The sequence below is a fragment of the Roseomonas sp. WA12 genome, assembly GCF_054165765.1.
Map to the genome: position 1 here is coordinate 1,608,166 of NZ_CM135108.1, position 22,216 is coordinate 1,630,381.

Genomic DNA, 22,216 nt, shown 5'->3' on the forward strand with positions numbered 1-22,216 from the left:
GCGTCAGACCTTCTTTGCCATGCGGGGATCGAGCCAGTCGCGCAGGCCGTCGCCAAGCAGGTTCACCGCGAGGACTGTGAGGGACAGGAAGATGGCGGGGAAGAAGACGATGTAAGGCTTCACCTGCCAGAGCGCCCTGCCCTCCGCCATGATGTTCCCCCAGGAGGGGATGATCGGCGGCGTGCCCGCGCCGATGAAGGAGAGAATGCTCTCGGCGATCATGGCGCTGGCGCAGATATAGGTCGCCTGCACCGTAAGCGGCGCCAGGGTATTCGGCAGGATATGGCGGAAGATGATGCGCGGGGCGGTGGTGCCCGAGGCGACGGCCGCATCGACATAGGGCTGCTCGCGCAGCGACAGCACGACGCCGCGCACCAGGCGGGACACGCGCGGCACCTCGGCGATGGTGATGGCGAGGATCACGTTCCCTACGCTGCCGCGGGTCAGCGCCATCAGGGCGATCGCCAGCAGGATGGAGGGAATGGACATCAGCCCGTCCATGATCCGCATGATGATGGCATCGGCCCAGCGGATGAAGCCGGAGATCAGGCCGATGGTTAGGCCGATGATGGATGCGAAGAAGGCCACCGAGAAGCCGACGATGAGCGACACGCGCGCGCCGTACAGCACGCGGGAATAGACGTCGCGCCCCAGCATATCCGTCCCGAACCAGTAAAGGGCGGAGGGCTCGCGCGTACGACGCGCCGGCGCCAGCGCCGTGGGGTCCACCGTCCAGAGCAGGGGTGCAAAAATCGCGATCGCCAGGATCAGCAGCAGCAATCCGCCACCGAAGGTGATGGTCGGATTACGGCGAAGAAAGCCGATAAGGCCCCGGCGCGCCTTTACGGGCGGCAAGATATCGGGAAGCGGGGCAGCGGCGGCGACATCCTGCCGCCGCAGCACGCCGGGCGGAATGGTCTCCGGCTGGAAGGTCGAGGTGCTCAATACCGGATCCTCGGATCGAACAGGGTGTAAAGAAGGTCGATCAGCAGGTTCACCAGAACATAGGTGAAGGAGAACAGCAGAATGACACCCTGAATCACCGGGTAGTCCCGGCGCAGGATTGCATCCACCGTCAGCCGCCCGAGACCGGGGATGGCGAACACGCTCTCGGTCACCACCGCGCCACCGATCAGCAGGGCCACGCCGATGCCGATGACGGTGACGATCGGCACCGCCGCGTTCTTCAGCGCGTGCAGGAACAGGATGCCTGGTTGTGCCACGCCCTTGGCCCGGGCCGTGCGGATGTAGTCCTGCTGCAAGACCTCCAGCATGGTGGCGCGGGTGATACGGGCGATCAGGGCGATATAGACGCCGCCCAGCGCGACGGATGGCAGGATCAGGTTGCGGAACCACGGCCACAACCCGCGGGAGAAGGGTGTGTAGCCCTGCACCGGCAGCCAATCCAACTCGAGCGCGAAGACATAGGCCAGAACATAGCCCACCACGAAGACGGGCACGGAAAAGCCGAGCACTGCAAATCCCATCACCGCCCGATCGATGATGGTGCCCTGCTTCCAGGCCGCGACCACACCCATTGGGACCGCGATGCCGACGGCAAGAATCAAGGTGATGATCATGAGCGAAAGGGTCGGCTCGATCCGTTGCTGGATCATCGTGCTGACCGGCAGGTTGGTGAAGATCGAGGTGCCGAGATCGCCTCGCATGATCTGCCAGGCCCATTCGCCGAAGCGGACGAGATAGGGGCGGTCCAGGCCAAGGCTGGCCCGGATACGCTCCACATCCTGTGGCGTGGCCTGATCGCCCGCGATCACCGCCGCCGGATCGCCGGGCGAGATGTAGAGGAGACTGAAGACGAAGAGCGCCACCACCGCCATGACGGGGATGGTGGCGACGATCCGGCGAAGTGCGTAGGCGAACATCCCGATTACCCTAGCTCTTGGTCACGCCCCAGAAGAAGGGCAGCGGCCCTTTTACGATGCCCGACACGTTGCGGCGCCAGGCCGTATAGAAGGAGAAAAACCCGGTCGGCGCATAGACCACATGATCCATGGCGGCCTTGTTCAGCCCGGCCATCGCGGTCTTTTCCTGCTCGATCGTGGTCGCGGCGAACCACTCGTCCCGCTTGGCCTCCACCTCGTCGCTCTTCGGCCAGCCGAACCAGGCGCCGTCGCCATTGGCACGGATGGCGGTATAGGCGGCCGGGTTGATGCAGTCTGCCCCTGCATGCCACGAGAAGAAGATGTTCCATCCGCCCTGCGCGGGCGGCGTCTTCACCGCACGGCGGCTGCCCACCGTTCCCCAATCGGTCGCGACGTAATCGACGTTCATGCCGATCTTCTTCAACGCCTCGGAGGTGACGTCGCCCTGGGCCTTGGTGATCGGCTGGTCCTGAGCGACCAGCATCACCACCGGCTCCCCCTTGTAGCCGCTCTCCATCAGGAGCCGGCGCGCGGCTTCCGTGTTGCGCGGTCCCTTCAGAAGGTCGCCGCCCTCCTCGGAATAAAGCGGCGTGCCCGGCGTGAAGAAGCTCGGCAGCCGCTTCCAGGTGCTCTCGTCGTCACCGGCCAGGGCGCGCATCACGTCCTCCTGGCTGATCGCCATCAGCACGGCACGGCGGGCGCGCACGTCATTGAAGGGCGGGTGCAGGTGGTTCATCCGAAGTGTGCCGATATTGCCCAGCGGGTCGGCTATGTCGGCCAGCACGTTGCGGTTGCGGCGGAGCTGGGGAACGAGGTCGCTGATCGGATTCTCCCACCAGTCGACCTCCCCGTTCTGCAACGCGGCGGCGGCAGTCGCGGCGTCGGGCATCACCACCCACTCCACGCGGTCCACCATCACCCGCTTGCCGCCTGCCAGCCAGGAAGCCGGCTCGCTGCGGGGCTGGTAATCCGCGAACTTCTCGAACACCGCCTTGGCGCCTGGAACCCATTCGCTGCGGCGGAAACGGAACGGGCCGGAGCCGACATACTCGGTGATCTGCTGGAACGGGTCGGTCCGCGCGATGCGCTCGGGCATGACGAAGCTGCAGGGCGCGTTATTCTTGGCCAAAGCCAACAGCATCTTCGGATAAGGCGACCGCAGCGACCAGCGGAAGCTGCGGTCGTCCACCGCGACCAGCTCGTTCTGTATAGCGCGCAGCATCTGGCCCATCGGGTCGCGCACGGCCCAACGATTGAGACTGGCGACGGCGTCTTTCGCCAGCACCGGCTCGCCGTCGTGGAACTTCAGCCCGGGGCGTAGGCGGAAGGTCCAGGTCAGCCCGTCGGATGACACCTCCTCGCTCTCGACCATCTGCCGCTGCGGCTGGAGTTTGTCGTCCACGCCGTACAGCGTATCCCAAACCATCGCGGCGGCGTTGCGGACCACGTATTGCGAACCCCAGATCGGGTCGAAATTGGCTAGGTTCGCCTGGGGCACGAAGCGCAGGGTGCGCGCAGCGGCGCCTTGGGACAGGGCTGGCGCGGCTGGGCCGGCGGTGACGAGAGCGGTCGCGGCGATCCCGCTGCCGGCCTTCAGAAGGGAACGACGATCCATCTCAAGCCCCCGATACAGGCCGGCATTCGCCGTGCCCTGGTCCCTGTTGGCGAAAGCCTGCCGGAAAACCCGGCAGGGCGCCACAGTCATGGCCTTGCATGGCTCATGCCATCAGCTCTTGCCGATGTTCCAGAACACCGTTGCCGGGGCCCGGAATACCCCTGTCACGTTCCGCCTCCACACGCTCGGCTGCCAGTAAAAGCCTAGCGGCACATAGGGCAGCACCTCCATTGCCCGGGCGTTGAGGACGGCGCCAATCCGCTTGCTCTCGGCCTCGTCTCCGGCCTCCAGCCACTGGGCACGCAGGGCCTCGATGCGATCGTCTTGCGGCCAGCCGAACCAGGCGTTCGGGCCGTTGGCGCGCAGGAACAAGTGGATGGTAGGCACGCTCAGGTCGCTGCCCGAGGAGGTGGTGTGAACCACGCTCCAGCCGCCCCGCTCCACCGGCTCGCGCGAGGCGCGGCGCTGAACCACAGTCCCCCAGTCGGCCGAAACCACCTCCACGTTCAGCCCGATCCGCTGCATCAGGTCTGCCGTGACCAGGGAGAGGGCGTTGATCTGCGGATAGTCGCTCGGCGCGATGAGCACCACCTTGTCCCCGGCATAGCCCGACTCGCGCAGAGCCGCCCTGGCACGCTCAAGGCTGCGGGTCTTGAGGATGGCACTACCCTCCTCGCTCGCCAGGGTGCTGCCGCAGGTGAAGACGCCCTCGCAGGCCCCCCACCCCTTGGGATCATCCCCCGCCACGGCGCGAAGGTAGTCGCGCTGGTCGACCGCCATCGCCACCGCCCGCCTGACGGCGAGGTTGTTGAAGGGCGGGTGCAGGTGGTTGAAGCGGAGCACGCCATAGGTGCCTTCAAGAAGGCGTTGTTCCACGACGAGGTCTCGGGAGCGGCGCAGCACCGGCAGAAGATCGTGCAGCGGATATTCCCAGTAATCCTGCTCCCCATTCACCATGGCGGAGGCCGCCGTGGAGGGATCACTGATGACGGTCCACTCGATGCGATCGATCCGGGGAACCCGCCCGCCGGCCAGCCCATCCGGGGCTTCCTGCCGGGGCTGGTAGCCGTCGAACTTCTGCCAGACGGCGGTCTGGCCAGGATTCCACTCGTTCGCCACGAACCGGAACGGCCCAGATCCCGTGGCGTCCCGCACCTGCTGGAAGGGATCAGTGGCCGCGAGCCGCTCGGGCATAATGAAGCAGGGGCTCTGGCTCTTGCCCATGGCGAGGGCCAGGAAGGGGAAAGGCTTTTTCAGCCGGAAACGGAACCGCCGGTCGTCCAGCACCGAGAGCTCGTCCACCTGCAGGGCCAGGGCCTGCCCGAAGGTGTCGCGCACCATCCAGCGGCGGATGCTCGCGACGCAGTCCTGCGCCCGCACGGCCTCGCTGTCGTGGAAGCGCAAACCGGGTCGGAGGGTGAAGGTCCAGGAGTGCCCGTCATCGCCGACGATCCAGCCCTCGGCCATCTGCGGCTGCGGCGTCCCGGCAGCATCCACCGTGCAGACCTGATCATAGACAAGGTAGCCGTGGTTGCGGGTGACCACGGCCGTGGTCCAGATCGGGTCAAGGCTGGTGAGGTTGGCCTGGGGCACCACGCGCAGGGTGCGCGCGGCGGCCCCCTGGGAGAGGGCGGGGCCTGGGAGCGCCGGCGCGGCGGCCGCCGCAACCAGTCCGGTGAGGGCGTCGCGGCGGCGGATCATCGATTTTCTCCTCAGGCTCGCTTCATGTTCCAGAAAATCGCGAATCCCGGGACGCGATCCCGGATGTCGCGCCGAATCGCCGTGAGCGACTTGTAGGCGCCGACGGGAATGTAGGGCAGCTCGTCCATCGCCACGCGCTGCATCTCCCGCGCGATGCGCTGTTGCTGCGCCTGCTCAGGTGCCAGGAACCACTCGTCGCGCAGCGTCTCGAGCTGCGGGATGTCGGGCCAGCCCGGCCAGGCGCTGGTGCCGTTCCCGCGCAGGGGGAAATGCGCCGACGGATCCACGAAGTCGAAGGAGGAGAAGGAAGTGAGGATCATGCTCCACCCGCCCCGATCCAACGGCTCGCGGCTCGTGCGCCGCTGCACGGTCGTCCCCCAGTCCGTCAGAACGATGTCGGCGTTGAAGCCGAGCCGCCGGACGAGGTCGGCGCAGACCTGCGTCATCGCCGCCGGCGCCAGGATATCCGTCGGCCCGACCAGCCGCATCGGCTGGTTGGTGTAGCCGGCCTCCCGCATCAGCGCCTTCGCACGGTCCAGGCTGCGCGGCCCGCGCAGTGCTTCCATCCCCACGTCGTTCGCCAGCGGCGTGCCGGGGGTAAAGACCCCGGCATGCTCCCACAGGCCGGGCTCGGTGCCGACGATCGCCTGCATGAAATCCGCCTGGTCAATCGCGGGCAGCAACGCCTGGCGCATGCGCTTGTCGTTGAAGGGCGCGTGCAGGTGGTTGAAGCGAAGGATGCCGATCAGCGGCAATGGATCCACCGGCTCCACCGAGAGCGCGCGATTGCGGCGGATCAGCGTCTGCAGCTCGGGCGGCGGTTGTTCGAACCAGTCGATCTCGCCGCTCTGTAGGGCGGCGGCGGAGGTGGAGGCGTCGGTGATGATCTGCCACTCGACGCGGTCGAAGAACACCCGCTTCGGCCCGGCGGTCAGGCTCGGCGTGCCGACGGGGGTCGGGCTGTAATCCGGGTTGCGTTCATAGACGACGAGGCTGCCCGAGTTGAACTCGTCCCGCTTGAACCGGAACGGGCCGCTGCCGACCGTCTCGCGGATCTGCTGGAAGGCGTCAGTTGAGGCGATGCGCTCCGGCATGATGAAGGCCGGGCTGTTGCTGACCTGGGCGAGCGCCGGGATGAGGAAGGGAAAGGGCCGCTTCAGCCGGAACTGCAGGCGCCGATCGTCCAGCGCCGAGAGTTCCTCCACGAACTCGGCCAGCTTCTGGCCGGACGGCGAGCGCCTCATCCAGCGCTTGAGGCTGGCCACCGCATCCGCCGCGCGCACCGGCTCGCCATCGTGGAATTTCGGGCCGGAGCGGAGGGTAAGGATGACGCGCTTGCCGTCATCCTCGACGATATGTCCCTCGGCCAGCTGCGCCTGCGGACGGAACTGCGCATCCATGCCGTAGAGGTTGTCATAGACCATGTACCCGTGGTTGCGGGTGATGTTCGCAGTGGTCCAGATCGGGTCCAGGCTCGTCAGATTGGCCTGGGGAACCATCTTCAGCACGCGCGCGGAAGCTGGCTGGGCGAGCGCCGGCATGGCAGGCGCAAAGGCGGCTCCCGCGGCCCCGAAGAGGTGGCGGCGACCAATCATGCATCCTGCTCCCATCCGTCGCGGGCATGTGAGCAGGATGCGTGCCACCCGGGCAAGCCCGCCATTGCCGGTGCGACCCGGCGCGCGCGACTCAGGCGGTCTTCTGTACACTCCAGAACATCGGGAAGCCCTTGGGCACGCCCGATATGTTGCGGCGGTAGGCCGTGGCCTGGAAGTACTGGCCGAGCGGCAGATAGGGCACCTCGTCGAAGGCGAGCTTTTGGATCTCCTCGGCCACCTTCTTCTGCCCATCGAGGTCCGGCGCGTCGAACCAGGCATTCCGCAGCTCCTCCATCCGCGGAATGGTCGGCCAACCGAACCATGCCTGCTGGCCGTTGCCGCGAAGTGATTGGCTGACGCCGGGGTTGATCATGTCCAGCCCCGCCCAGAAGGTGAAGAAAATGCTCCACCCGCCACGCTCCACCGGTTCGCGTGAGGCCCGGCGCTGCACAACGCTGCCCCAGTCAGTGGAGACGAACTCGACGTTCATTCCCGCCTTGGTCAGCATGTCGTTGCCAACCTGCGCCAGTGCGTTCAGCGAGGGGAAGTCGGAGGCCGCGATCAGGACCACCTTCTCGCCCTTGTAGCCCGCGGCAGCCAGGTCGCGCTTGACCTTCTCGTAGTCGCGCGGACTGTTCAGCGCCTCCATGCCGGCATCGTTGGCAAGCGGCGTGCCCGGCGGGAAGTACCCGTTGCCGTCCTTCCACAGCGAACGGTCCGTTCCGATCACCGAGGTCATGAAGTCGCCCTGCACCACGGCGCCGAGCAGGGCGCGCCGTATGGCCGGATTGTTGAACGGTGCATGCAGGTGGTTGAAGCGGGCCACGGCGCAGAGCCCGGTCGGGTCCGGGATCTCCATCACCACGTTGCGATTGCGGCGAAGGGTGGGCTGCAGGTCGGCCGTGGGCTGCTCCCACCAATCCATCTCGCCGTTCGCGAGCGCGTTGGCGGCCGTGGAGGCATCGGGGATGACATGCCACTCAACGCGGTCGAGGTTCACGCGCTTGGGGCCGGCGGTCCAGCTCGCCGTGCCCTCGGCGCGGGGCACGTAGTCGGCGAAGCGCTCGTAAACCACGCGGGAACCGGGCACGCGCTCATCGGCCTTCCAGCGGAACGGGCCGCTGCCGACCATTTCCCGGATCGGCTGGCTGGGGTCCGTGGCCGCGATCCGCTCGGGCATCATGAAGCAAACCGGCGTGCTCGGCTTGCCCAGGGCAGCAAAGAGCATTGGAAAGGGTTGCTTCAGACGGAACACGATCGTGCGGTCGTCATGCGCCTCCAGCGCGTCCGTCCGCGCCATCAGCACCTGGCCGAGTGAATCCCGCGCCGCCCAGCGGCGGATGGAGGCGACGCAGTCCTTCGCGGTCACCGCAGGGCCATCATGCCACTTCAGCCCGGTGCGCAACGTGATGGAGACGCGCTTTCCGTCGTCCTCCACCTTATGGCCCTCGGCCATCTGCGGCTGCGGGTTGAAGTCCTCGTCAAAGCCGTAAAGCGTGTCCCAGATCGCGTAGCCGTGGTGGCGCGAGACATAGGCGGTGGTGATGATCGGGTCCGTCACCGCCACATCGGACTGGGGAATAAACTTGAGCACGCGCGCGCCGGCGGGCTGCGCCAGGGCCGGGCGGGCCAGGCCGAGCGGACCGGCGCCCGCCAGGGCAAGGCCGGCGCCGCCGGTGAGGAATCGACGACGATCCGTGGACATGCGCTCTATCGTTCCTTCCGGGTGGGGACAGGGGGCAGAGGCAAGCCCAGCCGGGCCGCCCGCGCAAGCCCCGCCCTTCACGACCCTTCCACGAGCGGCTACTGAGGCCGCAATGCCCGTCGCGATCCCCCGCGAAGCGGCGCCCGCGCCGCCGCGCCGCGCCATGCTCGCCCAGTTCCTCCGCTTCGGGGCGACGGGCACGCTCGGCTTCGTGGTGGATACGGTCGTGCTCTACGCCGCCATCGCGGCGGGCGCCGGGCTCTATGGCGGCCGCTGCCTCTCCTACCTCGCTGCGGCAACCACCACCTGGGCCGTCAACCGCGCCTGGACCTTCCGCGAGGCCGGGCAGCCGGTCGGGAGGGCCGGCATGGGGCGCCAATGGGCCCTGTTCCTGCTGGTCAACCTGGCCGGCTTCGCCGTGAACTACGGGACCTACGCCTTTCTCGTATCGCGGGTGTCGGTCGCCGCTGCCCACCCGGTCGTCGCCGTCGCCGCAGGGGCGCTCGCCGGCATGACCGGCAACTTCTTCCTCTCCCGCCGGCTCGTATTCAGAAGCCCATGATGCAGACCGAGGTTGCCGTCCTCATTCCCTGCCATAACGAGGAGGTGGCGATCGCCGGCGTGGTGGCGGGCTTCCGGGCCGCCCTTCCGGGCGCCACCGTCTATGTCTACGACAACAACTCGAGCGACGGCACGCGGGCAAACGCCGCCGCGGCCGGCGCCGTGGTCCGCACCGAGCCGCTGCAGGGCAAGGGCAATGTCGTCCGCCGGATGTTCGCGGATGTTGAGGCTGACGCCTACCTGCTGGTCGACGGCGATGGCACCTATAACGCCGCGGATGCCCCGGCCATGCTCCGCGCCCTGCTAGAGGACCGGCTGGACATGGTGACCGGCGTCCGGGTCACCGACGCCCAGGCTGCCTATCGTCCTGGCCACCGCCTGGGCAATCAGCTGCTCACCGGGGTGGTTCGCCGGGTTTTCGGCAATCGGGTGACGGACATGCTCTCCGGCTACCGCTGCTTTTCCCGCCGCTTCGTGAAATCCTTCCCCGCCCTCGCCCGAGGCTTCGAGACCGAGACGGAGTTCACCGTCCACGCCCTGGAGCTGCGGATGCCGATGGGCGAGATCCGCACGGCCTATGCCGAGCGCCCACCTGGCTCCACCTCCAAGCTCCGGACCTACCACGACGGCTACCGCATCCTGCGAATGATCCTCGCCCTGGTGCAGCGGGAGAGGCCGCGGCTCTTCTTCGGCATCGCCTCCCTCGTGCTGGCCCTCGCCAGTGCCGCCTTCTTCGCCCCGGTTCTGGAGACCTTCCTCGCGACCGGGCTCGTGCCGCGGCTTCCCACCTTCATCGGCTCGGTAATGCTGATGATGCTCGCCTTCCTTGCCCTGGCTTGCGGACTTATCCTGGACACTGTTACGCGGGGACGGACTGAGGCGAAGCGCATCGCGTATCTCGCGCAGCCCGCCCCGAAGCCGGCAGAGACGACCTACCGCCCGAGCTGAAAGATTCAATTCATTTTTCGTTCTCCGATTCATGTTAACTGGACCCCCGAGTGCACGCCCTGGTAGTATCGAGCCGGCGTGTCGGGGGAGCTTTATAGAATGCCCGTACCTGGGCCGCGGGCGGATGCCCTACAGAGCGCACTCGCTGCATGCCGGTCGCAGTTCGGCGCGGTGGGGCTGTTCAGCCTTGTGGTGAACCTGCTGCAGCTCACTGTGTCGCTTTACATGATGCAGGTCTTCGACCGAGTCCTCGCGACCCGCAGCATCGACACCCTTCTCTGGCTTACCCTCGTCGCTATTGCCGCCATCGGGTTGCTCGCGCTGCTCGAGGGCGTGCGGTCCCAGATCATGCAGCGGGTCGCCATTTGGCTGGAGAACCGCGTGGCCCCCGAGGGCTTCGCCCGGGCGCTCGAAGCCACCCTGCGCAACCGTCCCTACCGCATGGAGGCCCTCCGCGATCTCGGCACCTGCCGCGCCTGGCTCTCGGGCCCGGGCGCGCTCGCGATCTATGACGTACCCTGGGTGCCGATCTACCTAGGCGTGATCTACCTGCTGCATCCCCTCCTGTTCCTTATTGCCACGGGCGGGGCGGTGATCCTGTTCGGCTTGGCGTTGACCACCGAGCTCGCCACCTCCGGCCCGCTCCGGCGCGCCAACCTCTCCACCATGGCCTCTCAAAAGCGGGCCGACGCCATAGCCCGTAACGCGGAGGCCGCGGACGCGATGGGCATGGTGCCCGCCCTTCTCCGCCTCTGGGGCAATGGCGTCGCCGAGGCGGCGCCCCTGCAGCAGCGCGCGGCGGACCGCGCGGCCGTGCTCTCGGCCACTACCAAGTTCGTCCGCCTCGCTGTGCAGATCGCCGTTCTTGGCGTGGGCGCCTGGCTGACCCTGAACCAGCAGATGACCTCGGGCGCCGCCATCGCCGGCTCCATCATCATGGGCCGTGCGCTGGCACCGGTGGAGCAACTGATTGGCGGCTGGAAGGGGCTGGTGCAGGTGCGCCAGTCCTATCGCCGGCTGCGGCTCTTCCTCGGCCAGGCCCGCCTCCGTCCCGAGGCTGAGCCCCTCCCCGCCCCGCGCGGCCGGCTCACCGCCGAACGCCTCACCTGGGCGCCGCCCGGCCAGCCGAGTGCCGTTATCAAGGGCGTGACCTTCGCGCTCGAGCCGGGTGAGAGCCTGGGCATCATCGGCCCGTCGGGCTCGGGTAAGACCACCCTGCTGCGTCTGCTGGTCGGCACTCTTGCACCAGTCAGCGGCAGCGCGAGGCTGGACGGGGCGGATCTTGCCCTCTGGCCCCGCGAGGATCTCGGCCGCCATATCGGCTACCTGCCTCAGGATGTGGAGCTGTTCGAGGGCAGCGTGTTCCGTAACATCGCCCGCCTCCAGCCCGAGGCCCCGCCAGAGGCCGTGCACCGCGCGGCCGGGCTCGCCGGCTGCCACGAGGCGGTGCTTCGACTCCCTCAGGGCTACGAGACCGAGGTGGCCGAGGGCTCGCTCTCCGGTGGCCAGCGCCAGATGGTCGGTCTCGCACGCGCACTCTACGGCGACCCGCGGTTGGTCATCCTCGACGAGCCCGACAGCAGCCTCGACGGTGATGCGGAAGCCCGTTTTCTCGAAGGGCTGTCCGGTCTGAAGGCGATCGGAGCCACCGTCGTCCTCGTCAGCCATCGCCCCTCCCTCATCCGCGGCGTGGACAAGGTGTTGGTGATGCGTGACGGCGCGGCCGAGCTGTTCGGGCCGCGTGCCGAGGTTCTGGCCCGCCTCTCCGCCCGTCCGATCCCGCCCCAGGCCCTCCCGCCGCAGCCGGGCCAGCCCACCCTGCCCCAGCCGCCCACGCAGCCAGCGGGGCAGTCCCCCAAGAACCTGCCGGGAGTCGCCGCATGAGCCTCGCGACCCTATCCCCCACAGGGACGGACCTCGTGCCGTCCCGCACCCCGCCTGTCTTGCTCCCCGTGCTCGACCGGCCGCGGCCGCGCACCCGCGGGCCACTGCTGCTCGGTGCCGCGGCCCTGCTCGTCTTCGTCGGTGGCTTCGGCGCCTTCTCGGTCCTCGTTCCGCTCAGCGAGGCCGCCATCGCGCCCGGTACCATCAAGGCCGAAGGCAGCCGTCGCAGCATCGCCCATCTCGAGGGCGGTATTGTTCGCGACATCCTGGTGCGAGACGGCGATCAGGTGCGCGCCGGCCAGCCCCTGCTCCGCCTCGACGACGTCCAGGCCATGACGGGCCAGGAGGCGGCGCGGGCACAGCGTTGGGCCCTCATTGCCCAGGACAGCCGCATCGCCGCCGAGATTGCCTTGGCTCCCGCCATCGCCTTCCCGCCGGACCTCATCGCCTCCGACGATCCGCGCGCCCGAGAGGCGATGGACGGCCAGCGCGTGCTCTTCGCCTCGCGCCAGGCAAGCCTGCGCAGCCAGCTTCAGGTGCTCGAGCAGCGCATCCTGCAGTACCAGTCCCAGGGTGCCTCCGCCGAGGCGCAGATCGGCAGCCAGCGCCGCCAGCTTGCCCTGCTCCGGCGCGAGGAGGCGGATGTGCAGACCCTTGTCCGTCAGGGGCTGGAGCGCTTCCCGCGTCTGCTTGCCCTTCAGCGCCAGGTCGCCTCCGCTGAAGGCACCATTGCCGACCTCCTCGCGCAGATCGAGCGCGCCCGCGCCCAGGTGGCCGAGGCCGAGTTCCAGATCCGGCAGGTAACGGACCAGCGCCTGCAGGAAGCCTCGACCGAGGGTCGCGAAGTCCGCTCCAAGCTGAACGAGGCAGAGGAGCGGCTACGGGCCGCGAGCGACGTCTCCGCCCGCCGCGAGATCCTCGCGCCCGAGGACGGCACGGTGCTCAACGCCCGCTTCTTCAATCCGGGCGCGGTGGTGCGGGCCGGCGAGCCGGTGATGGAGCTGGTTCCGGCGCGAGACAAGCTCATCGCCGAGGTCCGTGTGGCCCCGACCGATATCGACTCCGTCCATCCCGGCTTGCAGGCCGAGATCCGCCTGCCCGCTTACAAACAGCGCGTCGTTCCCTTCCTTAACGGCGAGGTGACGGTTGTCGCCGGCGACGTGACGACCGAGGAGCGGACCGGGCACGAGTATTACCGGGTGCGCGTCACCATCGACGAGGGCCAGTTGGCCCGGCTGGAGAACGTCACCCTGCGCGCCGGCATGCCCGTGGAGGCGCAGATCCAGGTCGGCGAGCGCTCCTTCCTGCGCTACATGATCCAGCCGCTCATCGACAGCTTCCACCGCGCCTTCCGCGAGCAGTAGGACCACCCATGGCTGAAATCCCCACCTTCTTCGCCGATGGCGTCCTCGAAGCCACTGTTCGCCACGGTGTCGCTCGGCTGAAGCTTGCCGTGCAGGACGGCAGCGGCACGCCGGCCGCGACCGGCCTGCTGGTCGTGCCTCTGGCGCAGCTCCCGGCTTTCGCCGGCACCCTGACCCGTCTTCTAAGCGAGGTGGAGGCCCGAGCGCGTGAGGCGCAGGCGCCAAGGCCGGGCGCCCCGGCCGCTACCCAGGCCGCGGCAGCCCCGGCGGACCCCGGCGAGCTTCCTGCCGCCTTCCGCTTCCAGGGCTGAACTCCGCCTTTCGTTCCACCGCCCCGATAACCTGGGGCAGCGGCTCGGTTGCCAAGATCTGCATCTGGCCATGCGGGCCGCCCGGCGCGATCCTTGGCGAATGAAGCGTCAACTCACCCTCCTGCTCATGCTGCTCGCGCCCGGCCTCGCTGCCGGGCAGCCTGCCGCACAATGGGCCGCCGCCCAGGGTCCGGCGCCAGGACCGGCCCGAAGCGTCGGAGGTACCTCACTCGGCTGTATTGCCGGTGCGGAGATGCTCCCAACCGAAGGGCCGGGCTGGCAGGCCGTGCGGCTCTCGCGGAACCGCAACTGGGGCCACCCTGTGCTGATCACCGCGGTTCGTGAGCTCGCAGGCCGTGCGCGACGTTCCGGCTTGCCCGATCTCTGGATTGGCGATCTCGGCCAGCCCCGAGGCGGTCCCCTGCCCTTCGGACATGCCAGCCATCAGATTGGGCTGGATGCCGATATTTGGCTGGACCTCTCCCCGAAGCCGCTCGTCCCGGCACGGGCGCGGGAGACCCTTCCGGAGCGCTCGCTCGTCCTTCCCGATGAGTCCGCCGTGGACCCACACCTTTTCACTGAGGCCCACGCACGGCTGATCCGCATGGCCGCGGAACTGCCCGGCATTGACCGTGTCTTCATCAACCACGGCATCAAGCGCAGCCTCTGTGCCACCCATGCCGGCGAGCCCTGGATGCGCTTCGTCCGTCCCTGGCGCGGGCATGACAGCCATTTGCATATCCGCCTCCGCTGCCCGCCGGGCAGCCCGGAATGTCGTGACCAGCCTCCCGCCCCCGCAGGCGACGGCTGCGATGCGGGCCTGGCGTGGTGGCTGAGCCCAGAGGCCCGGCAGCCGCATCGCGGGGGTCCACCCGGCCCGCCGCCCCGTATGCCAGCAGCCTGCGTAGGGATACTTGGAACGCGGTGATCCGGAGTTCGCATTCAGCTTGCGAAGCTCGCCTTAGCCGTTTGCTCCTGCAGCAATTTATCGGGTGCAGTTCACCCTTGTGCATCAACTCCAGACGCGAAACGCATCCGCGATGCGGCGCATACCTTCCGGCGCGACAAGGATGACGTCGAACCGCACACCAGCTGTGCCATGGCCGGGATTGCCTGCCATCCAGACTTCAGCTGCCGCCATGATCCGCGCGGCCTGCCGGGGCGAGACGGAAAAGGCCGCTTCGGTCAGGGTCGCCCGAGCTTTCACCTCGACAAACGCCAGCAGACCTGATCGCTCGGCCACGAGGTCCAGCTCACCGGAGGGCGTCCGAACGCGGCGCGCCAGCACGGTCCAACCTCGCGCCTCCAGCGCTTCGGCGGCACGGCTCTCGGCATCCACACCGCGGCGCTCTGCCGCGCGACGGGCCGCCTCCTTGGCTTGCGGGTCCATGCTGGCAGGATAGCCCGCGAATCTCCGGAGTCGGCCATGCGTCCGATCGTCGCCGCCCTCCTCGTGCTTCTATTTCCCAACTTCGCCCGGGCCGCCGATCCGGTCCAGCGACAGATGGTGGCCGCGGCCCATCCGCTTGCAGCCGAGGCCGGATTGGAGGTGCTGCGACGTGGCGGGGCGGCGGTGGACGCTGCGGTTGCAGTGCAGGCGGTGCTCACCTTGGTCGAGCCGCAGTCGAGTGGTATCGGCGGCGGCGCCCTGCTGCTTCATTGGGATGCATCGACCCGGGCCGCCACTGCATTCGATGGCCGCGAGACCGCGCCTGCCGGGGCCCGCCCTGATCTCTTCCTACGCCCCGATGGCACACCCCTGCCCTTCTATGATGCCGTGATTTCCGGCCGCAGCGTCGGCGTGCCCGGGGCGGTGGCGATGCTGGAAATGGCGCATCGCCGCCATGGCAAGCTGCCCTGGGATTCGCTTTGGCAGCGGGCGATCGAGCTGGCGGAGGGCGGTTTTGCTGTCTCTCCCAGATTGGCTGAGGCGATCGCCACGGACAGCACCCGCCTCGCCCGCCACTCCTCGACCCGCGAGCTGTTCCTGCGCGGCGGCAATCGCCCGCTGCTGGCCGGCGAGCGACTACGCAACCCGGCCCTGGCCGAGACCTTTCGGCTGATCGCGTCTCAGGGCGCGGCAGGGCTGCTTCGCGGGCCCGTAGCCGCAGCAATTGCCACCGCCGTCCGCGGCCATGGTGAGGGCGGGTTGATGACGGTGGACGATCTTGCCGCCTATGCGCCGAAGGAGCGGCAGCCGCTCTGCCAGCCTTACCGCACCTACCGTATCTGCGGATTCCCGCCGCCCTCCTCGGGCGGGGTGGCAGTTGGGCAAATCCTGGGCGTGCTCGAGCATTTCGACCTGCCCCGCCTGTCCCCTCGCGGACCCGAGGCAGCACATCTGCTCGCTGAGGCCGGGCGCCTCGCCTTCGCCGACCGGGCGCAGTACCTGGCGGATTCCGATTTCGTGCCGGTTCCCCTGCGCGGCCTGCTGGACCCGGCCTACCTCACCGTGCGCGCCCAGCTCGTCTCGCTCGCGCGTGCCGTCCCGGAACCTCAGGCCGGTAATCCGCGCTGGCGAGAGACGTCGCTACAGGCGCCCATGGCGGTGGCAGTGGAGAACGGGACCAGCCACGTCTCGATCGTAGACGCCGCCGGCAACGCGGTCTCGATGACCACGACGGTAGAGGACGCCTTTGGTGCGAGGCTTCTGGTCAGCGGATTCATCCTGAACAACCAGCTGACCGATTTCTCCTTTCGCCCGGACCAGGAAGGGCGACCCATCGCGAACCGGGTGCAGGGCGGCAAACGGCCGCGCTCGTCTATGTCGCCGAGCCTTGTCCTCGATGCTGAGGGCAAGCTTCTCGCCGTCATCGGCTCGCCTGGCGGCTCACGCATCATCGGCTATGTCGCGCAGGCGCTGGTGGGCATGCTGGACTGGAACCTATCCCCGCAGGAAGCGGTATCCCTGCCCCATGTCGGCACCTTGGGCGGGGCGGTGGAGCTCGAGGAAGGCACCCCAGCGGCAGAACTCGCCCCCGCCCTCCTCGCGCGCGGGCACCGGGTGGATATCCGGCCGATGACCTCGGGCCTGCAGGCCATCCGCGTTACGCCGGAGGGGCTGGCAGGCGGCGCCGACCCGCGGCGCGAGGGTGTGGCGGTCGGGGATTAGCGTCACCCCAACTCCGGGCGCCGCCATGCGCTATGCGGCTGATACCCGGAGAACGTCCATGCGCCGCATCGCCAACCGTCCCGCTCTGGCCCTTCTCGCCGCGATTGCCGTCGCAGGCCCCGCCTCGGCGGCGGACGAGACGGCGCAGATCGGGTACGTGAACACCGCACTGACCAATCTCGGCCTGACCCGAAGCCATCGCATTGTGGTGGAGCGGTTCGACGATCCGGAGGTGCGGAACGTCGCCTGCTACATCAGCCAGGCCCGCACTGGCGGCATTTCCGGCATGGTCGGCGTTGCCGAGGATCCGGCGCGCTTCGCCCTGTCCTGCTCCGCGATCGGCCCGGTCGAGATCCTGCCCGGCGCCGCTCGGGGCGAGCGCGGCGAAGTCGTGCATGAGAGCTCCACCAGCTTGTTCTTCAAGGAAACCCGCGTTCACCGCTTCGTTGACGAACAGCGCAACGCGGTGGTCTACGTGGCGTGGTCGACGAAGCTGGTCGAGGGCTCGCCGTTCAGCGCGGTGGCGGTGGTGCCGGCCGCTCGCTGACGCTTCTGGCGCTGAACTGGCCGGGCGTCGTCCCGGCCGTGGGCCGAAGCTTGATCCAGCTGATCTTGGAAGAGGAAGCGGCGTGTTCGAACGCAAGCCGGACGAGCCCATGGTCATGGTCCAGTCCGCGGACCCCGACCGCTATTTCGAGATGCTGCGCATCACCGCCCGGCCGAACCGCGCCTTCTGCCTTCGCCACGGCATCCGCTACGCCTGCATGCACGCCGTGCTGAACGGCTTCTATCCGTGGCACGCAACCTACAATCGTTTCTTCACGCTGAACCATCTAATCGGACAGGGTTACCAGGGCTGGTTCCTGCACCTGGATGCCGATGCCTATGTGCATGACCGCGGCTTCGACGTAACCGGCTACCTGGCCGAGCATGTCGACCACGCCTTCGTCTTCACGCATGGCGCCTCGGCTCAGCTCTGGGACATGAACGCAGGTCTTTTCTTCGCAAACTGCGCCCATCCCGCGACCGCACAGATCATGCAGAGATGGATGGAGCTGTACGGCACCATTTCGACCGAGCGCCTGCGGGAGGCCTCGGAATGGTCCCAGGTGCCGGATGATCAGCATCTGCTGCAGGCGAGTTTCCGGCAGCTTCCCGAGCTGACTGCCTCGATTTATTACGAGAGCAATCAGCTTTTAAACTCACCGACGGCCCGCTTCATCCGGCAGGTGCTGCGCGCGGAGGAGCGCGATCCGGCGAAGCGGCTACGGCGGATCGCAGCGGATGTGGAGCGCTCCCTGGTAACAGAGGGCATTGCCGCGCCCCCGGGCCATGCGGCGCTGCTCAGCCTCGCGCGCGGCCTTGGCCAGCCGATCCCGTCCAATGCGGTACTCGAGGCCGCGGATGCGGGACCGGAGGCGCTAGCCGAAGCGGTGACGGCGATGCTGGCCCTGGATCGGCCAAAGCCGCACCCCGCCGTTGACTGAGCTGGACTGGCAGCGTCAGGCCGCGGCGCGTTCCCCGAAGCCGTCCCGACCTTCCTCGACCGCGTGGCAGGCAACCAGCGTCTCGGGCGTCCCGCGCGCGACGATGAGGGCCGGACGCTCCGTCCGGCATCGGTCGTTCGCCAAGGGGCAGCGCGGGTTGAAAGGGCAGCCCGGGGGCGGGTTGATCGGGCTCGGCACCTCGCCGCCGACCGGCTGGCGCTCGCGCCCAACCATCTCCAGGTCCGGGATCGCCTCCATCAGCGCGCGGGTATAGGGCTGGCGGGGCGTGGTGAAGAGCGTCTCGGCCGGAGCCAGCTCCATGATGCTGCCGAGATACATCACGCCGACCCGGTCACTCACCTGGCGCACCACGGCGAGGTTGTGGCTGATGAACAGGTAGGTCAGCCCGAGATCCCGCTGCAGCCCCTTCATCAGGTTCAGGATTTGCGCCTGGACCGAGACATCGAGCGCGGAGGTCGGCTCGTCGCAGACCAAGAAGTCGGGGTTGGAGGACAGGGCGCGCGCGATCGAGATACGCTGCCGCTGGCCGCCCGAGAACTCGTGCGGGAAGCGGTTCCCGTCCGCCGGCGAGAGCCCGACCTGGCGCAGCAGGGCGCCCACCTTGTCGCGCAGCGCCGAGGCCCCTTCCGCGATCCCGAAGGCGCGGATCGGCTCTCCGATGATGTCGGCCACACGCCAGCGCGGGTTCAGGCTGGCATAGGGGTCCTGGAAGATCATCTGCATGCGCCGACGCAGCGCGGCGGATTTGCGCGCCTCGGCGAGGTCCTGCCCCTCGAACAGCGCCTGCCCGCCCGAGGGTTCATAAAGCCCGACTGCCAGCCGCGCGACGGTGGACTTGCCGCAGCCGCTCTCGCCCACCAGTGACAGCGTGGTGCCGCGCGGGATGGAGAAGGAGACGCCGTTCACCGCCCGCAATTCGCGCTTACCCTCCCGCGCGAGCAGGCGCTGGAGAAGCGGTTTGGAGACGTCGAAGGACCGGCTGAGCTCCCGCGCCTCGAAGACTGGCGCCTCGGGGTTGGCCAGGGTCGCGTCAGACATGCGCGCGCTCCCGCGGAGCGTGTATGTCGAAGAGCCAGCACGCGGCACGTGTCTCAGGCGCCGGCAGCAGCTCGGGGCGCTCGACCTTGCAGCGGTCGAAGACATGCGGGCAGCGCGGGTTGTAGGCACAGCCCGTGGGGATGGAGTTCAGGCGGGGCATGGACCCGTCGATCTGCGGCAGGAAGTCCACCTTGTGGGAGAGCGGCGGGATGGAAGCCATCAGCCCCGCCGAGTAAGGATGGGCCGCGGCCTTCACCACCGAGCGCACGGGGCCGATCTCGGCGACGCGCCCGGCATACATCACCGCCACGCGGTCGGCCGTCTCGGCGATGACGCCCATGTCGTGGGTGATGAGCATCACGGAGGTGCCCTTCTCCCGTGTCAGGCGCTTGAGCAGGGCAATGACCTGGGCCTGGATGGAGACGTCGAGCGCGGTCGTCGGCTCATCCGCCACGATTAGCTCCGGCTCGGCGCAGAGGGCGAGGGCGATGACGACGCGCTGGCGCATGCCGCCCGAGAACTGGTGCGGATAGGCCTCGATCCGCTCGGCCGCCGCCGGGATGCCGACCATCTCCAGCCAGCCGATTGCCCGCCGGCGGGCCTCGGCCTGGTCGATGTCCAAATGGGTGCGCATCGTCTCGACGAGTTGGTGGCCGACGGTGAGCAGCGGGTTCAGCGTCGTCAGCGGGTCCTGGAAGATGGCGCCGATCCGCTTGCCGCGGATGCGCCGCATCTCCCGCGCCGTCAGGTTGTCGATCCGTTGGCCGCTGAGGAGAATGGAGCCGCCGGCCACACGGCCCGGAGGCTCGAGAAGCCCGATGATCGCCGCCCCGGTCATCGACTTGCCGGCGCCGGACTCGCCGACCACGCCCAGCACCTCGCCCGGCGCGATGTCGAAGGAGACCTTGTCCAGCGCGCGCAACGTACCGCGGCGGGTCGGGAACTCGACGACGAGGTCGCGGACTTCGAGAAGGGACGCCATCAGCGCAGCCTCGGATTCAGCGCGTCGCGCAGCCAGTCGCCAAGCAGGTTGACGGAAAGTACCATCGCGACGAGGGCAAGACCCGGGAAGACGGCGATCCACCACTCCCCGCTGAACAGGAAGTCGTTGCCGATCCGGATAAGCGTGCCGAGCGACGGCTGGGTCGGCGGAACGCCAACGCCGAGAAAGGACAGCGTCGCCTCGGAGACGATTGCCAGACCCAGATTGAGCGTCGCCAGCACGAGGAGCGGCCCGAGCACATTGGGCAGCACATGGGTCAGCATGATGCGCGCCGGCGAGACGCCGATCACCCGGGCGGCCAGGACGTATTCCTTGTTCCGTTCCACCAGCGCGGAGCCCCGGACGGTTCGCGCGAAGCGCGGCCAGTCCGAAATGCCGATGGCGACGATCACCACATAGACTGCGAGCTGGTCGTGGATCTCCCGCGGCAGGGCGGCGCGGGCGACCCCATCCACCAGCAGGGCGACGAGGATGTTAGGGAAGGTGAGCTGGATATCGGCGATCCGCATCAGCACGGCATCCACCGTTCCGCCCGCATAGCCCGCCAGCAGACCGACCAGCACGCCCAGCACCAGGGCGAAAGCCGTGGCGGAGACGCCGACGAGGAGCGAGACGCGCGCGCCGTACATGATGGCCGAGAGCACGTCCCGCCCCTGGTCGTCCGTGCCCAGCGGATGCGCCAGCCCCCCCTCCTCCATAAAGGCCGGCGGATTGAAGGCGTCCATCAGGTCGAGGCTGGCGAGGTCGAAGGGGTTGTAGGGCGCGAGCATGCTCGCGCCGACCGCACCGACGATGATGATCGTCGCCACCAGGGCCGAGATGATGGCCGTGGGCGTATGGCGGAAGGACCAGAACAGGTCGCTGTCGAAGAAGCGCCCGAGGGCGGAACGCGCTGCCGCCACGGCTCAGTGCCCCCGCCCGGCACGAAGGCGCGGGTCCACGGCGTAGTAGAGGAGGTCCACCACGAGGTTGATCGTCACGAACACCGCCGAGATGAGAAGGAGATAGGCCGCCATCACCGGAATATCGGCCGAGGAGACCGACTGGATGAAGAGAAGCCCCATCCCCGGCCACTGGAACACCGTCTCCGTAACGATGGAGAAGGCGATGAGAGAGCCGAGCTGCAGGCCGACGATGGTGATGACCGGAACAAGCGTGTTCCGCAGCGCGTGGCCGAAATTGATCGCCCGGTTGCTCAGGCCCCGCGCCCTGGCGAACTTGATGTAGTCCGACCGGAGCACCTCCAGCATCTCGGACCGTACCAGCCGCATGATGAGGGTGAGCTGGAACAGGCCGAGGGTGATCGAGGGCAGCACCAGCGCCTTCCAGCCGGAGGCGGTGAGGAAGCCAGTGCTCCACCAGCCAAGCTGCACCGTGTCCCCGCGCCCGAAGCTCGGCAGCCAGCCCAGCCACACCGCAAAGACGAGGATAAGGAGGATACCGATCAGGAAGGTCGGCAGCGAAACGCCCACCAGGCTGATCGTGAGCATCGCGCGCGAGATCCAAGAGCGCGGGTAAAGGCCGGTATAGACCCCCATCGGCAGGCCGACCGTGAGAGCGATGACTGAGGCACAGAAGGCGAGCTCCAGCGTGGCCGGCGCCCTCTCCAGGATTAGGTCCGAGACGGGGCGGGACAGGCGGTAGGACAGGCCGAACTCGCCATGCAAAGCGTTGCCGACGAAGCGCAGGAACTGCACCCAGACCGGCTGATCGAGCCCCAGCGACGCGACGAGGGCGTCGCGCTGGGCCACGGTGAACTCCTGCCCGAGCATCGTGGCGATCGGGTCGCCGACGAAGGAGAACAGGGCAAAGGCGATGAGGGCCACGGCAAGCATGACCGGCACGGCCTGAAGAATGCGGGAAAGGACAAAGGCGGGCACAAGTTCCGCCTAGCGGAGCAGCGACGCGCCGTCCACCCGGGCGGCGCATTGCCAGGTTTTGATCCTCATCCATCCATCTCCCGGCTGCGTCGCTTAGCGCCCTTCAAA

At 68.2% G+C, this 22,216-nt stretch carries 20 protein-coding genes; 9 read left to right on the forward strand and 11 right to left on the reverse strand.

The annotated features are described in order from the left end of the window. Window positions 1–3 precede the first annotated feature (3 nt). From ACVBD7_RS07655 to ACVBD7_RS07680, 6 genes are all read right to left on the reverse strand, one after another. Complete coding sequence (locus tag ACVBD7_RS07655) at window positions 4–945, reverse strand: ABC transporter permease (RefSeq protein ID WP_458096894.1); 942 nt, start codon at window positions 943–945, stop codon at window positions 4–6. Then, window positions 942–1,883: an ABC transporter permease gene (locus ACVBD7_RS07660; protein WP_458096895.1), complete on the reverse strand. Its 942-nt coding sequence runs from the start codon at window positions 1,881–1,883 to the stop codon at window positions 942–944. Before ACVBD7_RS07660 ends, ACVBD7_RS07655 begins: the two co-directional genes overlap by 4 nt. A gap of 10 nt (window positions 1,884–1,893) precedes the next feature. Next, complete coding sequence (locus ACVBD7_RS07665; protein ID WP_458097660.1) at window positions 1,894–3,498, reverse strand: ABC transporter substrate-binding protein; 1,605 nt, start codon at window positions 3,496–3,498, stop codon at window positions 1,894–1,896. 111 nt (window positions 3,499–3,609) lie between these two features. After that, window positions 3,610–5,196 (reverse strand): ABC transporter substrate-binding protein, encoded by a 1,587-nt coding sequence (locus tag ACVBD7_RS07670; RefSeq protein WP_458097661.1) that lies wholly within the window; start codon window positions 5,194–5,196, stop codon window positions 3,610–3,612. A gap of 14 nt (window positions 5,197–5,210) precedes the next feature. Then, complete coding sequence (locus tag ACVBD7_RS07675; protein ID WP_458096896.1) at window positions 5,211–6,794, reverse strand: ABC transporter substrate-binding protein; 1,584 nt, start codon at window positions 6,792–6,794, stop codon at window positions 5,211–5,213. Window positions 6,795–6,885: 91 nt separating this feature from the next. Further along, window positions 6,886–8,499, reverse strand: a complete 1,614-nt coding sequence (locus ACVBD7_RS07680; protein WP_458096897.1) for an ABC transporter substrate-binding protein — start codon at window positions 8,497–8,499, stop codon at window positions 6,886–6,888. Window positions 8,500–8,611: 112 nt separating this feature from the next. Here ACVBD7_RS07680 and ACVBD7_RS07685 point away from each other — a divergent pair, with 112 nt between their 5' ends. From ACVBD7_RS07685 to mepA, 6 genes are all read left to right on the forward strand, one after another. Further along, window positions 8,612–9,061 carry a GtrA family protein gene (locus ACVBD7_RS07685; protein ID WP_458096898.1) on the forward strand — a complete coding sequence of 150 codons (450 nt, stop codon included), beginning with the start codon at window positions 8,612–8,614 and terminating at the stop codon, window positions 9,059–9,061. Then, window positions 9,058–10,008 (forward strand): glycosyltransferase, encoded by a 951-nt coding sequence (locus ACVBD7_RS07690; RefSeq protein WP_458096899.1) that lies wholly within the window; start codon window positions 9,058–9,060, stop codon window positions 10,006–10,008. The genes ACVBD7_RS07685 and ACVBD7_RS07690 overlap by 4 nt, the downstream gene beginning before the upstream one ends. 99 nt (window positions 10,009–10,107) lie before the next feature. Next, window positions 10,108–11,892 carry a type I secretion system permease/ATPase gene (locus ACVBD7_RS07695; RefSeq protein ID WP_458096900.1) on the forward strand — a complete coding sequence of 595 codons (1,785 nt, stop codon included), beginning with the start codon at window positions 10,108–10,110 and terminating at the stop codon, window positions 11,890–11,892. Next, the gene (locus ACVBD7_RS07700; protein ID WP_458096901.1) at window positions 11,889–13,256 is read left to right on the forward strand and encodes an HlyD family type I secretion periplasmic adaptor subunit; all 1,368 of its coding nucleotides are present in this window, start codon (window positions 11,889–11,891) and stop codon (window positions 13,254–13,256) included. The genes ACVBD7_RS07695 and ACVBD7_RS07700 overlap by 4 nt, the downstream gene beginning before the upstream one ends. A gap of 8 nt (window positions 13,257–13,264) precedes the next feature. Continuing rightward, window positions 13,265–13,567: a hypothetical protein gene (locus ACVBD7_RS07705; protein ID WP_458096902.1), complete on the forward strand. Its 303-nt coding sequence runs from the start codon at window positions 13,265–13,267 to the stop codon at window positions 13,565–13,567. A 100-nt stretch (window positions 13,568–13,667) separates the two neighbouring features. Further along, window positions 13,668–14,495 (forward strand): penicillin-insensitive murein endopeptidase, encoded by an 828-nt coding sequence (mepA, locus tag ACVBD7_RS07710; protein WP_458096903.1) that lies wholly within the window; start codon window positions 13,668–13,670, stop codon window positions 14,493–14,495. 84 nt (window positions 14,496–14,579) lie between these two features. On the opposite strand, the gene ACVBD7_RS07715 is transcribed toward mepA, so the two are convergent. Next, window positions 14,580–14,957, reverse strand: coding sequence for a YraN family protein (locus ACVBD7_RS07715; RefSeq protein ID WP_458096904.1), 378 nt, complete (start codon window positions 14,955–14,957; stop codon window positions 14,580–14,582). A gap of 36 nt (window positions 14,958–14,993) precedes the next feature. Here ACVBD7_RS07715 and ggt point away from each other — a divergent pair, with 36 nt between their 5' ends. From ggt to ACVBD7_RS07730, 3 genes are all read left to right on the forward strand, one after another. Then, entirely contained in the window at window positions 14,994–16,679 is a 1,686-nt protein-coding gene (gene ggt, locus ACVBD7_RS07720; RefSeq protein ID WP_458096905.1) for a gamma-glutamyltransferase, read from the forward strand. A gap of 58 nt (window positions 16,680–16,737) precedes the next feature. Then, window positions 16,738–17,226 carry a CreA family protein gene (locus tag ACVBD7_RS07725; protein ID WP_458096906.1) on the forward strand — a complete coding sequence of 163 codons (489 nt, stop codon included), beginning with the start codon at window positions 16,738–16,740 and terminating at the stop codon, window positions 17,224–17,226. Between the two features lie 82 nt (window positions 17,227–17,308). Then, on the forward strand, window positions 17,309–18,166 hold the full coding sequence (locus ACVBD7_RS07730) for a hypothetical protein (RefSeq protein ID WP_458096907.1): 858 nt from the start codon (window positions 17,309–17,311) through the stop codon (window positions 18,164–18,166). 15 nt (window positions 18,167–18,181) lie between these two features. On the opposite strand, the gene ACVBD7_RS07735 is transcribed toward ACVBD7_RS07730, so the two are convergent. From ACVBD7_RS07735 to ACVBD7_RS07750, 4 genes are read right to left on the reverse strand one after another with little or no spacing between them, the layout of a single operon-like run. Next, window positions 18,182–19,225 carry an ABC transporter ATP-binding protein gene (locus ACVBD7_RS07735; RefSeq protein ID WP_458096908.1) on the reverse strand — a complete coding sequence of 348 codons (1,044 nt, stop codon included), beginning with the start codon at window positions 19,223–19,225 and terminating at the stop codon, window positions 18,182–18,184. Next, window positions 19,218–20,207 carry an ABC transporter ATP-binding protein gene (locus ACVBD7_RS07740; RefSeq protein WP_458096909.1) on the reverse strand — a complete coding sequence of 330 codons (990 nt, stop codon included), beginning with the start codon at window positions 20,205–20,207 and terminating at the stop codon, window positions 19,218–19,220. The genes ACVBD7_RS07735 and ACVBD7_RS07740 overlap by 8 nt, the downstream gene beginning before the upstream one ends. After that, window positions 20,207–21,130, reverse strand: a complete 924-nt coding sequence (locus tag ACVBD7_RS07745; protein ID WP_458096910.1) for an ABC transporter permease — start codon at window positions 21,128–21,130, stop codon at window positions 20,207–20,209. The genes ACVBD7_RS07740 and ACVBD7_RS07745 overlap by 1 nt, the downstream gene beginning before the upstream one ends. Before the next feature lie 3 nt (window positions 21,131–21,133). Then, window positions 21,134–22,108 (reverse strand): ABC transporter permease, encoded by a 975-nt coding sequence (locus tag ACVBD7_RS07750; RefSeq protein ID WP_458096911.1) that lies wholly within the window; start codon window positions 22,106–22,108, stop codon window positions 21,134–21,136. Between the last annotated feature and the right edge of the window lie 108 nt (window positions 22,109–22,216).